The following is a 13161-nucleotide window of genomic DNA, read 5'->3' as shown; positions in this document are numbered from 1 at the left end:
ACTGTTGCTTTTGCCAGCTTAAACATTGTATTGCGCTGGTTCTGACTGTTTCAAATTTGATCTATCTGGAGGTTCTATGTTCGTAACTCCCGCATATGCACAGGCAACGGGTGCCGGTGGCGCTCCGGAAATGCTGATGAGCATTCTTCCCTTCATTTTGATCTTCGTGATCATGTATTTCCTGATCATCCGCCCGCAGCGTACAGCCGCGAAGAAGCGTGAAGAGCAGCTGAAGAATATTCGCCGCGGCGACACCATTATTACCGGTGGTGGTTTTATCGCCAAGGTTACGAAAGTTTATGAAGACACTGGTGAGCTCGACGTTGAAATCGGTGATGGCGTAAAGGCTCGTGTTCTTCGTGGCATGGTTGCAGATGTTCGCGTTAAAGGCGAACCGGTTGCCGACAACAAGAAATAAAGCTTAAGTGATGGGCGGCCCTGGAGCCGCCCTTCTGATTCTTGAGGTTGCGACCGTATGCTTTACTTTAGCCGCTGGAAGACTGTTCTCATCTGGACTGTGGTCCTTGCCGGACTGATACTTTCGCTTCCCAATGCCTTTACGCAGAGCCAGCTGGACAGTTTGCCGGACTGGCTACCCAAGAAACAGCTTGCTCTCGGGCTTGATCTTGAAGGCGGCTCACGCATGCGCCTGCAGGTGGATAAAGAACATCTGCCTGATACCGATGCCACCGTTGCAGTTCTTACGCGCCGTCTCAGCGAGCTTGGCTACGCCAACCCGCATGTTGTGACTGAACGCAATGGCCGGGTGTTGATTGAAGTGCCTGGTCTTTACGATTCCCAGCTACTCAAGGACATTCTAAGTCTCACAGGCGAATTAAGTTTCCGCATGGTCGATTCTTCCGTGCCGGTGCAGCAGGCGATAGACGGCACGCCGCCCGAAGGCGATGAGGTAGTCTACTCTTTTGACGATCCGCCTGTTGCCTATCTCGTCAAAAAAGAGCCGCTCGTTACCAACGAGAATTTTGTCGATGCACAAGCGGGAATTGACACGGCCACGCAGCAGCCGGTGATTACATTCCACCTCGACAGTGTCGGTGCGGATCGCTTCTCCAAGGCGACAAAAGCCGGTATCGGACAGTCATTCGCCATTGTTCTCGATAATCAGGTTCTCTCGGCTCCTGTTATTCAGGAAGCGATACCCGGAAATACGGGGCAAATTGCCGGAAATTTCGATCTTTCAGGTGCCAGCAATCTCGCACTCGTCATGCGCGCCGGTTCGCTGCCTGCGAGTGTAACTGTGATTGAAGAGCGCACCGTGGGTACTGACCTTGGTGCTGCCTCCGTCTCCTACGGGAAAATCGCTGCTCTTGTTGGCGCAGCATTGGTTATCCTGTTCATGCTTTTGACTTATGGATTGCTGGGTGTGATCGCCAGCATTGCTCTGGTTGTGAACGTCATTCTCATCTTGGCCGTCCTGACATTGTTCGGTGCGCCGCTGACGCTTGCCGGCGTTGCCGGTATCGTTCTCACCATCGGAATGGCTGTCGATTCCAATGTACTTATTTATGAGCGTATTCGCGAGGACAGGCGGGCTGGTTTCTCGGTTATCCAGGCTATAGATTCGGGCTTCGCCCGTGCTCTTGCGACTATTGTCGATGCCAATGTCACGACATTGATCGCAGCTCTGGTCCTCTTCACACTTGGCAGCGGCCCCGTGCATGGATTTGCGCTGACGGTTACCATCGGCATTGTCACGACATTGTTCACCACGTTCACTTTAACCCGATTGCTTGTTTCGGTTTGGGTGCAACGCTCCAAGCCAAAAGAAGTACCTGGCGCGCTGCTCAAGCTTGTTCCTTACAATACCAAGATCGCCTTCATGAAGCTGCGGAGTTTGACGCTGGGCTTTTCCGCCCTTTCAAGCATTGCAGCGATTGCGCTTTTCCTGATCATCGGGATGAATTTCGGCATTGATTTCAAGGGTGGAACGATGGTCGAAATGCAATCGTCGGAAGGTGCAATCGATCTTGATGACGTCTACAGCCGCCTCGATGAACTCAATATCGGTGACGTGAAGATCGAACGCTTCAAATCCGACGACCGGGCGTTGATTACTGTGGGAAGTCAGGGCGAGGGCGAAGATGCGGAACAGACCGTGGGCGTCAAAATCCGCGGCGAGTTTCAGGACGAGTATAATCTTCCACGGGTAGACGTCATTGGGCCGTCCGTATCATCGGAATTGTCTCAAGCAGGCATTTTGGCTGTGGGCCTTTGCCTCGTCTTGATCTTTGCCTATGTCTGGTTCCGATTTGAGTGGCACTTTGCTCTCGGTGCTATTCTCGCAACGATCCACGATGTGCTGCTTCTGCTTTTGATGTTCATTGTCTTCAAGATGGAATTCAATCTCTGGAGCATTGCCGCCTTGCTGGCGATTGTTGGCTATTCGTTGAACGATACGGTGGTCATTTATGACCGGGTACGCGAGAATTTGCGCAAATATGGCAGCAATGTTTCGCTGTCCAGCATATTGGATGCGTCTATTAATCAAACACTATCACGTACCATTCTCACGTCTCTGGCGACCTTTCTGGCCCTCATTGTGCTTTACCTCTATGGCGGCGATGACGTGCGTTCCTTCGCGTTGACCATCGGTGTGGGCATTATTGTTGCGACATACTCCTCGATCTTCGTTGCTGGCCCGCTATTGATGCTCTTCGGGCTGAAGGGCCGCGACGTGATGGATGAGCAGCATCCTGCGCCAATTACCGACGAAAGCAGGATTTAAAAGTGGCAAAAGGTATCGAGATTCGGGATGCGCATTTTCCAGGGCGCGCACCCATTGACGCTTATGGCAATGGCGGTTTTCGGTTTGCCGATATGTCACATCGCGGCTCGATCCTGTGCCTTCCTTCCGGGATACATGGCTGGGAGCCAAAAACACCGCCCGTACCGACTGCGGCTGATTTGGCCCTTGTTCTCGAACAATCTGCGGAAATTGAAATCCTGCTGGTCGGCACTGGTACAGAACTGCGCCGTTTGCCGGAAGAGTTGCGGGAAATATTGCGCAAGCACCGTATTTCATCCGATCCGATGAGCACCGGCGCGGCGGTGCGTACCTATAATGTGCTCTTGGCTGAAAACCGCGCCGTGGCTGCGGCGTTGTTTGCGGTGGATTAATTCTCCGGTCCGGCTATATCTCACGCCATGAATGTCAATGAAACTCACTGCATCCAGTTGCTGCGGGATGCCGATCCTGATCGCTATCTGTCCGTCTTATATGCACCGGAAGCCAAGCGGGGCGCTTTAGCGGCTCTTTACGCGTTTAATGTCGAAATCGCGCGGATTCGCGATTTGATTCACGATCCTTTGCCGGGCGAAGTGCGGCTACAATGGTGGCGCGATCTGATCAATGGCACAGAGCATGGTGCAGCAGCAGGTAACCCGGTTGCCGCCGCCCTTGTGGATACTATTCAAACATACAATCTGCCCCATGCGGCTTTCGACAATTATTGCGAAGCGCGGATTTTTGACTTTTACGATGATCCCATGCCGAGCCGAAATGATCTGGAAGGTTATTGCGGAGAAACGGCTTCAGCCATGATCCAGCTTGCATCGCTGATCCTTGACACGGAGCAGGCGGCAAAGCATGCCGATCTTGCAGGACATGCCGGTGTTGCCCAAGCCATCACAGGACTTTTGCGGAGTTTGCCGCTACACCGCCGTCGCGGCCAAGTTTATATACCTGCTGATGTACTTAGCGCTGTGGGGTGTACCTCGCAGGTCCTGCTGGATGGCACTGACCGGCAAGCGACCGAGCGTGCTGTCGCGGCCATGATCGCGCTGGCTGAGGATCATTTTTCCAAATTTCAGGCAGGTTCTAAAGGATTGCCGAAATCTTTGCGCCCCGCTTACCTGCCCGTTTGGCTGACGCCGGTCTACTTGAAGCGGTTGAAAGCGAAGGGTTTCAATGCGTCGACCGAGATCGCAGAAATCTCACCTCTGCGCCGCCAATGGACGGCGTTTAGAGCATCGATAGGTTAGATTATTCGACTTGGCTGCAAGACTATTCTGCGTGATTCGACAAGCTCACCATGAGGAAGGTTGAGGTTTGCAGGAAGTAGTTCTGCTAACTCATAGCTATCTATGCAGCCCAGCCACCTTCCTCATGGTAAGCAATCCTGAGCTTGTCGAAGGGCGAACTACGCATGAAGCTCATGCCACCTTGTTCTAAATATCCAGCTCTTCAACAAAGGCAGCGCGATCCTGAATGAACCGGAAGCGCGCGTCAGGACGCGTTCCCATCAGATCGTCGACTGCAAGGCGCGTTTCATTGGCCCACTCTTCATCAATCTGAACGCGAAGCAGCGTGCGCTTCTTGCGATCCATCGTGGTTTCTTTGAGCTGATCGGCGCGCATCTCGCCTAGTCCCTTGAACCGGCCGATTTCGATCTTTCCACGACCCGTGAAAAGCGTCTTCATCAACTCGTCCTTATGCGCGTCGTTGCGCGCATAGGCCACTGTTCCGCCTTGAGCGATGCGGTAAAGTGGCGGGACGCCAAGGAACAAATGGCCATTGCGGATAAGGTCGGGCATTTCCTGATAAAAGAATGTGATCAAGAGCGATGCGATATGAGCGCCGTCAACGTCAGCATCGGTCATGATGATGATGCGATCATAGCGCAGATCTTCATCGCGATATTTTGACCGGGTACCGCAGCCAAGCGCTTGTATAAGATCGCTAATCTGCTGATTGGCCGTCATTTTTTCCCGGCCGGCGCTGACAACATTCAAAATCTTGCCGCGCAACGGCAGAACAGCCTGCGTCGCACGATCCCGCGCCTGCTTTGCTGAACCACCAGCGGAATCACCCTCAACGATAAAGAGTTCTGCACCGAGCGCTCCGGTTTGACTACAATCAGCCAGTTTGCCCGGCAGACGCAGTTTTTTCACCGCTGATTTACGGTTGACCTCTTTTTCCTGACGGCGTTTTACCCGCTCTTCCGCGCGGTCCACCACCCAATCGAGCAGTTTCGATGCTTCTTGCGGCGATGCAGCAAGCCAATGGTCGAACGGGTCGCGAATGGCGTTTTCGACAAGGCGCTGTGCTTCCACCGTTGCAAGCTTATCCTTGGTTTGGCCGACAAATTCAGGTTCGCGAATAAAGACGGAAAGCATGGCAGCAGATGAAATCATCACGTCGTCAGTGGTGATGATCGATGCCCGCTTGTTGTTCGTCAGTTCCGCATAGGCTTTCAACCCACGGGTGAGGGCGATGCGGAGTCCCGCTTCATGCGTTCCACCTTCGCCTGTGGGAATGGTGTTGCAATAGGAGTTGACGAACCCATCGCCGCCATACCAGGCAACCGCCCATTCCATTGATCCATGCCCGCCGGATTTTTCCGTCTTACCCGCAAACATTTCGCGGGTAACTTGAAAATCCTTGCCCAGCGAAGCGGCCAGATATTCTTTCAGACCTCCGGGAAAATGGAAAACTGCTTTGTCCGGTGTCGGATCCTTGGGATCGAGCAGCGAGGGAGCGCAACTCCAACGAATCTCAACGCCGCCGAACAAATAAGCCTTGGAACGGGCCATCTTGTACAGGCGCGCGGGATCGAACTTTGCTTCCTGCCCGAAGATTTCTGCATCCGGATGGAAAGTTATGCGCGTGCCACGACGGTTTTGCACTTCACCCACTTCTTCAAGCGGGCCAAGCGCTATGCCGCGTGAGAAACGTTGGCGATAAAGGCGTCGATTTCGCGCAACTTCTACCTCAAGATGGTCGGAAAGCGCGTTGACCACTGATACGCCGACACCATGCAGACCGCCGGATGTTTCATAGACCTTGGAATCGAACTTACCGCCCGCATGCAATGTCGTCATGATGACTTCGAGGGCGGACTTATCCTTGAACTTCGGGTGAGCATCGACCGGGATACCACGACCATTATCCGTTACTGACAGATAGCCGTTTTCATCCAGATCAATGTCAATAAAATTGGCATGACCGGCAACGGCCTCATCCATGGAATTGTCGATGACTTCAGCAAAAAGGTGATGCAGCGCCCGCTCATCCGTGCCACCGATATACATGCCGGGGCGACGCCGAACCGGCTCCAGACCTTCGAGAACCTCAATGTCCGACGCGTTATAATTACCGCTCGTTTCCGGAACGGCACGCGCAGGAGCGCGAGCCGGAACTGGCTTGGTCGGCGTAACAGGCAAAGCCGCAGCAACCTGTGGAGGTGCTTCGGTTTTTTGGGCCGGTGCTATTGCTTCCTGCCGCTCGCGTGCAGTCTTCACGATTGCTGAAAATAGGTCGTTAGTATCATCCATGGCAGGCCAGTATTTTATGGTTTCGAATCACTTTTAATCTTTGCATGGTTCCGGTTGAAACGCGATGGGCGTTCGCTATATGTTCCAAGGTTCGCCGCTGAACATAACGGTGAATCCCCATATTTTATGCCGCTTTGAGCGCTGCTATACGATCTTCCAGATTGGAAATCCGATTGCCGAGTTTTTCATGATGGTTCTTGAGTATGCTTATTTCGGCATTGATGGTCGCCGCATCTTCAGCGGTATCCACAGGGGCCTGACCAATGCCGTGCATCAACCATGTTGGCGTAACACCGAGAAACCCGGCAAGCATGACAAGCCTATTGGCCCGCGGCTCTGACCGGTCCGACTCCCATGCAAGGATTGTCTGGGTCTTGACGCCAATGCGCTCGGCAACTTGCGAAACACTCATGGATTTGGCATCGCGGGCCCGTAGCAGCCGTCCACCCATGGTGTCCATGTCAGGCGTTTCGGTCATGATATTCGAGCGAAAATTCATGGAATTCTCCAGTTTTTCTTGTTTTTTCAGTCTTGGGAGGGCTCGTTGCACCATTTACGGCCCCAAAAGTCAAATTTTGCAGCTATTGCGCGAGATTGTTTAGGCGCCGAGATTGCTTTTTCTGGTGGAGCAGATATGCCAAAATTCCTACCAGCGGACTTTCTTCAGAAAGGTATTGGCGATGGAAAATACGACCTCACAACAAGTGCGGGGCGTTTCTGCGATGGCTGCCGCCATGTTCTTCCTGCCTATGATGGACGCTATAGCCAAATGGCTTTCGGTCTTTGACAGCCTGCCGCCTGCGACAGCTACGCTTTTCAGGTTTGTTGTCCAAACCATTTTGACCATGATGATCATTGTGCCCATGACGGGCTTCAAATCCCTGATACCTGTGAAACTGTGGGGAAATCTGTTTCGCGGCTTCCTTATGGGTATTGGCAGCCTGTGCTTTTATGCAGCCGTCAAATATATGCCGCTCGCAGACGCAATGGCGGTGTTTTTCGTTGAGCCACTGATGTTGACCGTCTTGTCGGCGCTTATTCTAAAGGAGCAAGTTGGTTGGCGACGCCGGGTTGCAGTGGCAATCGGCTTCATTGGAACATTGATCGTCATACAGCCAAGCTGGGAGCTGTTTGGGTGGGTATCGTTGCTGCCGCTTGGAACAGCAGCGGTCTTTGCAATCTACCTTATCCTCAATCGCCGCTATGGCACTGTCGATACGCCGCTTGTGATGCAGCTTTACGCCGGGATTGGCGGAACGATTACCGTTTTGATTGCCCTCATACCTGCTGCATTTCTGGGTATTCAAGACATGACATTCGCCATGCCAGGAAATGCCATGTCGTGGTTTTTGCTGTTCATGATGGGATTGATAGCCACAATCGGACATCTCCTGATCACACATGCCTCACGACTTGCACCGGCTTCCCTGCTGGCATCATTCCAATATCTCGAAATTGTCATGGCAGTTCTCATCGGCTTATTGGTTTTCGGTGATTTTCCAACGCCGTCTAAATGGGTCGGGATCATCATCATCGTTGCATCAGGCGCCTATCTGATCTGGCGCGAGGGCAAGAAGCGAGAGACCACGGAACCGGCGTACAATTAATTGACAGCTGTTGAGCAAAGTTGTGTTTCACAATAGAAACAAAGATCTGTTGGGAGGTCTAAGTGTTTAAAAAAATTCTGATTGCCAATCGTGGTGAGATTGCGTGCCGCGTTATCAAGTCTGCACGGAAAATGGGAATTGCAACAGTAGCGGTCTATTCTGACGCTGATCGTGATGCTGTGCATGTTGAGATGGCGGATGAGGCCGTGCATATCGGACCAGCTACGGCATCCGAAAGCTATCTCGTCCCTGAAAAGATTATCGCTGCTTGCAAGGAAACCGGGGCAGAGGCTGTCCATCCCGGTTATGGCTTTCTTTCCGAACGCGCCTCTTTTTGCGAAGAGCTGGAAAAGCAGGGCATTATATTCATTGGTCCGAAGCCCCGCGCGATCATCGCGATGGGCGACAAAATCGAATCGAAAAAATTTGCCAATGAGGCAAAGGTCAGCACTGTGCCCGGCTCACCCGATGTGATTATTGACGTTGCACATGCTGAACGGATCGCCGGAGAAATCGGCTATCCCGTCATGATCAAGGCTTCCGCTGGCGGCGGCGGTAAGGGCATGCGCATAGCCTGGCACAAGGCTGAAGTGCGCGACGGATTTGAACGCGCGACCTCGGAAGCGCGTAATTCCTTCGGAGATGATCGCATCTTCATCGAAAAGTTCATTGTCGATCCGCGCCACATCGAAATTCAGGTTCTTGCAGATAGCTTTGGCAATTGCATTTATCTTGGCGAACGGGAATGTTCCGTACAACGGCGCAACCAGAAGGTCGTCGAAGAGGCACCATCACCATTTTTGGATGAGGCAACTCGCAAAGCAATGGGCGACCAGGCTGTGGCACTGTCCAAAGCCGTTGATTATCAGAGCGCCGGCACCGTCGAATTTATCGTAGACAAGGACCGCAACTTTTATTTCCTTGAGATGAATACACGCTTGCAGGTGGAGCATCCTGTAACCGAGCTGATTACCGGCATCGATCTGGTTGAACAGATGATCCGCATTGCCGCTGGGGAAAAGCTTGCAATCAAGCAAAACGAGGTGAAACTCAATGGATGGGCCGTTGAAAGCCGTCTTTATGCAGAAGATCCATATCGTAATTTTCTGCCATCAATCGGGCGGCTGACGCGGTATCGTCCGCCGCTGGAGGGTCCTGTGGGCAAAGCTGTCATCCGGAATGATACGGGCGTGACGGAAGGGTCCGAAATTTCGATGTTCTATGATCCTATGGTGGCAAAGCTTTGCACCTGGGCACCGACACGGCTGGAAGCTGTCGATGCGATGGCCGATGCGCTCGACAATTTTGTCGTCGACGGAATTGAGCATAATATTCCATTTCTCGCGGCGCTGATGCAGCACCCCCGCTGGAGGGAAGGCAGGCTTTCAACGGCTTTTATCGCCGAGGAATTTCCGGACGGGTTCCAGCCGATATCCCCAACCGCAGATGACCTTGATGTTCTGGCGGCAATTGGACTTTCTGCCGAGCTTGTACGCAAAGAGCGCCTGGACCGTCTGGGTGACCGGCTGCGCCCGCATTCCGGCAGGATTCACGCGGAATGGGAGGTGCGGATCGGTGACGATTACGTGCCGGTGATTATTCGCAGCAGCGCAGCCAAACCTCCCGTCAAGCTTGAGCTCTCCTTGCGGGGTGGGGACTTTGTCACCGTTCGTAGCGATTGGCGTCCGGGCGAGGCCGTTTGGGATGGCTATGTCAACGAGCGCCCTGTCAAAGCTCAGTTACGCCCCGTTTCCAACGGTATGCGAATTGACTGGAAGGGGATGTCGATCATCGCCCATCCCATGCAAAAGCATGTTGCGGCGCTGGAAAAGCTGATGCCGGTCAAGATTCCGCCGGACACGTCAAAATTGTTGCTTTGTCCTATGCCGGGATTGCTCGTCTCGGTAAATGTGAGTGCCGGGCAGGAGGTCAAGGCGGGCGAAACACTTGCTATCGTTGAAGCCATGAAGATGGAGAATGTGTTGCGCGCCGAGCGCGATCTGACCGTCTCCGTCATCAATGCAAAGCAGGGTGACAGCCTTGCCGTGGACGCTGTCATTATGGAGTTTGACTAAGCCGGCTCGATAGGGCCAAAGACGCTTTCAAAAGATTCTAGCAGCGCGCGGTCGAGATCATGCATTTCGACCGGCAACCCCAGATCAACAAGGCTGGTGACGCCATGGCCGCGCACGCCACACGGAACAATTCCGTCAAAATGTGACAGCTCCGGCTCGACGTTGATGGAGATGCCGTGAAAACTGACCCATTTACGCAAACGAATGCCAATGGCGGCGATTTTGTCTTCCGCAGGCGAGCCATCTGCCAGCGCTGGGCGTTCCGGCCTGCTCACCCAAACGCCGACGCGATCTTCACGCCGTTCGCCCTTCACATTGAATGAAGCGAGCGTGAAAATGATCCATTGTTCGAGCGCTGTCACGAATGCACGGATATCTTCGCGCCGCTTTTTCAGGTCCAGCATGACATAAACCACGCGCTGGCCAGGTCCGTGATAAGTATATTCGCCGCCACGACCGGTTGCATAGACCGGGAAGCGGTCGGTTGCCAGCAGGTCTACCTCCTTGGCGCTTGTGCCGGCCGTGTAAAGCGGTGGATGCTCGACGAACCAGACCAGTTCGGACGCTGTTCCATCTCTGATGGCTGCGACGCGTTCTTCCATGAAGGCGAGGGCGAAATCATAATCAGTGAGGCCGTCGGCAACTGCCCATGCCACCGGTGATGATCCCTCGAGGGGTAAAAAGGCGGGAGCGAGTTCATCGCGGCTGGACTTCATAGAGCGGATAATTCCAATTAAGACTGCCTGTCATGCTCCGCGCGCGGAGATCAAGGATGGGTCCCGCGCATATGGACTTTTTCGCGGATTATTTCCAGTGGGATGCGACAAGAGCGGCTTTTTGACAAGTTTATGAAAAACTATCTGAGATAAAGCATGATAGGGCTTGTTTCCCGGAAACCTATTTGCTACTAGCGCCAAGCCGACATGTTCGGCTTCTACCACAGTGCGGTCGTGGCGGAATTGGTAGACGCGCAGCGTTGAGGTCGCTGTGTCGCAAGACGTGGAAGTTCGAGTCTTCTCGACCGCACCATATACTTTTCCAAGTATTTGATTATAAAGCAGAATACGGCGCCCATCGGGCGCCGTATTGCTTTTTGTGCATGTGGTCTGTCGCACAGACTTGGCGAGGCTTGCAACGCCTGCAGCAATATAGGCCTCAATCCATACGGTGAATCGATCGGCTATAATCACCGTCGCTACAATCGAGATAAGGAAAACGGCGGCTGGGATAGATATCGAGGTCAGCGGCATTTTTTAACAAGGCAGACGGTCGTACCCAAATAATTCAAAGTCACGGAAAAACAGGGAGTTGATCTTTTCAATAGATTTCTTGTCCATTCGGTTAATGTATCGATAGCTGAATGGATTTTCAGAAGCTGCCCCCTCCAAATCTACAACGTTTGCGTTGCGCGCCTCTGTTACTATGCCCACCTTCGAACAAAAATCAGAAAAGTCTTTTTCAAAGTGTTCGACGCGGCCGATAAAGTTCGCAAATTGTGTTTGGTTTATATGGGTCCAATAGTGGCCGGGATGCAGTGGGAAATTGGTGTTATATCCAATCTCGTAAATTTGATCCTCAGTCACGCTGGCTAGCCACTTGTCGAAGTCAAAGTCTGCCGCCTGAAGCTGTCGGTGATTCTCGTCCAATTGTTTCATGACCAGCGTTCTGATCCACTCTGCTGCATAACTATATGAAGGCTGCGTTCGAATGTCTTCCTGCAGCTGACGAAATCCCGAATAGACACGATCATAAGGGTTTCGAACGAAAGACCCAATGAAATAGTTTAACTTGCTTTCCGGTAAACAGGCAAAATCTGCACATGTCATGTGCTGGTGGACAATTCTATTCAAAGTGGGGTTGAAACTGAAAAAAGCGCTGTATGGACTCTCGTTGTAACCAGAAAGTCTGGCAACCATGGTTTGGCTTGCTGTTTTCCATGGCAGAAGCATGCAAAACTTCTTTGAATGAGAGATTATCATCTTTGATCTTTCACATAAATCCTGCGAAAGCTATGATGTGAGGTTGCAATAAATACAACTATAAAGTTCATCCCGGTGTGTAGATAAACTTAGAATTGAGAGCGGCTTGCGTTTTTGCAACATCATACAGCGCATTATAAATGACTGCTGATTCCTGCCTATCTCAGGCTAATGGGAGAAATCCAAAGGAAGCGCAATTGGCGACAACTCAATCAAGTCGACAATATCTAGGTCCGCACAAGTTGAGCAAACATATCAATCTCACCCGGAGGCGTTTTCGTGACTACACCTAGGTTGTAAGGAATAAGGTTTTCGTCAATGAGAGTCTGGATTTCGTCATAAAAAGTCTCTGTTGTGAAGACCCAGCAATGAGCATCGACATAATCGCTAATAGATTTTCTTGCCATTTCAATCGAATATTCAAGCGTGTGAACAAGGGAGCCGTTTCTCTCGTGCCAGCGATAGTAATCGAACACCTGAATCGGTGATGGCTTCGTTTGACGTAGTATATTGGCTGCGAAAAAGTCCTTTTGTTCAGAAATGGAACGTCTGCTGTCGAAAGTATGCTCCTTATTAGGAACAATCAGTGACAAGATGCCGCCTGGTTTCAAAACATGTCCAATATCCTGAAGCCAGGAAATAATGTCAGGGACATGTTCGATTACGTGGGATGCAATCACATAGTCAAACTTCAAACTGTCCGGCACAACATCTCGCAAATAGCCACCATTTGTCACGAAATCAACATCAACAATACTATTGATGTCCACCGTTGGCGTGTTTACGTGATTTCGTCGCAAATCCGCCGTAGAGCAGTAGTCAGCATAAAAAACTTGGCCAGCAGCTGGCCTGGCAATTGGATTGTCCAACGCGCCGATTTCGAGGCCGACCATGCTCCGTTGGTCAATGTTTTGAAAGACTTGCTCTACTCTGGATAGTGTGCGGTCTATGATCAATTTGGTTTCTCCCCCTAAATGACCGCTAACACAGGTTGGTGTTTGGAAAAAGTGCTTTCTAACCTCTGCTGTTGCAATACAATCGACTTGAATGCGAGGCTTGACCAGAACGTAGAGGTAAAGCGGCAAGACGCTATCTCGACTGCCGACGGCAAGATTAACCGCCTTGTATTGTGCTGGTTTGTTTTTCATTGGTGCGCTGCCCTGCGGCGCCAAGGGCAAGTCGGCAATGGTAATTTGCAATGTATTG

The 13161-nt window shown here is 52.0% G+C and carries 11 protein-coding genes and 1 tRNA gene; 7 read left to right on the top strand and 5 right to left on the bottom strand.

The genetic code is table 11. The features are described 5' to 3' along the window. Positions 1–76 precede the first annotated feature (76 nt). Genes yajC through ACTJI9_RS16200 form a run of 4 tightly spaced genes read left to right on the top strand, consistent with a single transcriptional unit; the run spans position 77 to position 4002 of the window. Positions 77–418 carry a preprotein translocase subunit YajC gene (gene yajC, locus ACTJI9_RS16215; protein ID WP_106663125.1) on the top strand — a complete coding sequence of 114 codons (342 nt, stop codon included), beginning with the start codon at positions 77–79 and terminating at the stop codon, positions 416–418. A 57-nt stretch (positions 419–475) separates the two neighbouring features. Further along, complete coding sequence (gene secD / locus ACTJI9_RS16210; RefSeq protein WP_307285405.1) at positions 476–2746, top strand: protein translocase subunit SecD; 2271 nt, start codon at positions 476–478, stop codon at positions 2744–2746. 2 nt (positions 2747–2748) lie between these two features. Continuing rightward, positions 2749–3138 carry an Mth938-like domain-containing protein gene (locus tag ACTJI9_RS16205; RefSeq protein WP_440809306.1) on the top strand — a complete coding sequence of 130 codons (390 nt, stop codon included), beginning with the start codon at positions 2749–2751 and terminating at the stop codon, positions 3136–3138. A gap of 27 nt (positions 3139–3165) precedes the next feature. Continuing rightward, the gene (locus tag ACTJI9_RS16200) at positions 3166–4002 is read left to right on the top strand and encodes a phytoene/squalene synthase family protein (protein ID WP_440809304.1); all 837 of its coding nucleotides are present in this window, start codon (positions 3166–3168) and stop codon (positions 4000–4002) included. A gap of 186 nt (positions 4003–4188) precedes the next feature. On the opposite strand, the gene parE is transcribed toward ACTJI9_RS16200, so the two are convergent. Further along, the gene (gene parE / locus ACTJI9_RS16195) at positions 4189–6294 is read right to left on the bottom strand and encodes a DNA topoisomerase IV subunit B (RefSeq protein ID WP_440809301.1); all 2106 of its coding nucleotides are present in this window, start codon (positions 6292–6294) and stop codon (positions 4189–4191) included. Between the two features lie 124 nt (positions 6295–6418). Next, the gene (locus ACTJI9_RS16190) at positions 6419–6793 is read right to left on the bottom strand and encodes a helix-turn-helix domain-containing protein (RefSeq protein ID WP_115052934.1); all 375 of its coding nucleotides are present in this window, start codon (positions 6791–6793) and stop codon (positions 6419–6421) included. 181 nt (positions 6794–6974) lie between these two features. Between ACTJI9_RS16190 and ACTJI9_RS16185 the strand changes: the two genes are divergently transcribed. Then, on the top strand, positions 6975–7901 hold the full coding sequence (locus tag ACTJI9_RS16185) for a DMT family transporter (protein WP_115052935.1): 927 nt from the start codon (positions 6975–6977) through the stop codon (positions 7899–7901). Positions 7902–7963: 62 nt separating this feature from the next. Continuing rightward, positions 7964–9976 carry an acetyl-CoA carboxylase biotin carboxylase subunit gene (locus ACTJI9_RS16180; RefSeq protein ID WP_440809298.1) on the top strand — a complete coding sequence of 671 codons (2013 nt, stop codon included), beginning with the start codon at positions 7964–7966 and terminating at the stop codon, positions 9974–9976. Here the strand turns inward: ACTJI9_RS16180 and lipB are convergent. Further along, on the bottom strand, positions 9973–10692 hold the full coding sequence (gene lipB, locus ACTJI9_RS16175) for a lipoyl(octanoyl) transferase LipB (protein WP_115052937.1): 720 nt from the start codon (positions 10690–10692) through the stop codon (positions 9973–9975). The two genes, ACTJI9_RS16180 and lipB, sit on opposite strands and share 4 nt — an antisense overlap. Before the next feature lie 228 nt (positions 10693–10920). On the opposite strand from lipB, the gene ACTJI9_RS16170 reads away from it, so the two are divergent. Next, positions 10921–11005 (top strand) — tRNA-Leu (locus ACTJI9_RS16170). Positions 11006–11229: 224 nt separating this feature from the next. On the opposite strand, the gene ACTJI9_RS16165 is transcribed toward ACTJI9_RS16170, so the two are convergent. Beyond that, positions 11230–11925 (bottom strand): sulfotransferase family 2 domain-containing protein, encoded by a 696-nt coding sequence (locus ACTJI9_RS16165; protein ID WP_307285383.1) that lies wholly within the window; start codon positions 11923–11925, stop codon positions 11230–11232. Positions 11926–12182: 257 nt separating this feature from the next. Then, positions 12183–13154, bottom strand: coding sequence for a methyltransferase domain-containing protein (locus ACTJI9_RS16160; protein WP_307285380.1), 972 nt, complete (start codon positions 13152–13154; stop codon positions 12183–12185). Positions 13155–13161: the final 7 nt, after the last annotated feature.

Source organism: Phyllobacterium sp. 22552 (assembly GCF_052044585.1).
Classification (GTDB): Bacteria; Pseudomonadota; Alphaproteobacteria; order Rhizobiales; family Rhizobiaceae; genus Phyllobacterium; species Phyllobacterium ifriqiyense.
The sequence above is the reverse complement of the archived record's forward strand: the minus strand, read 5'-3'. Positions and strand labels throughout refer to the sequence as shown.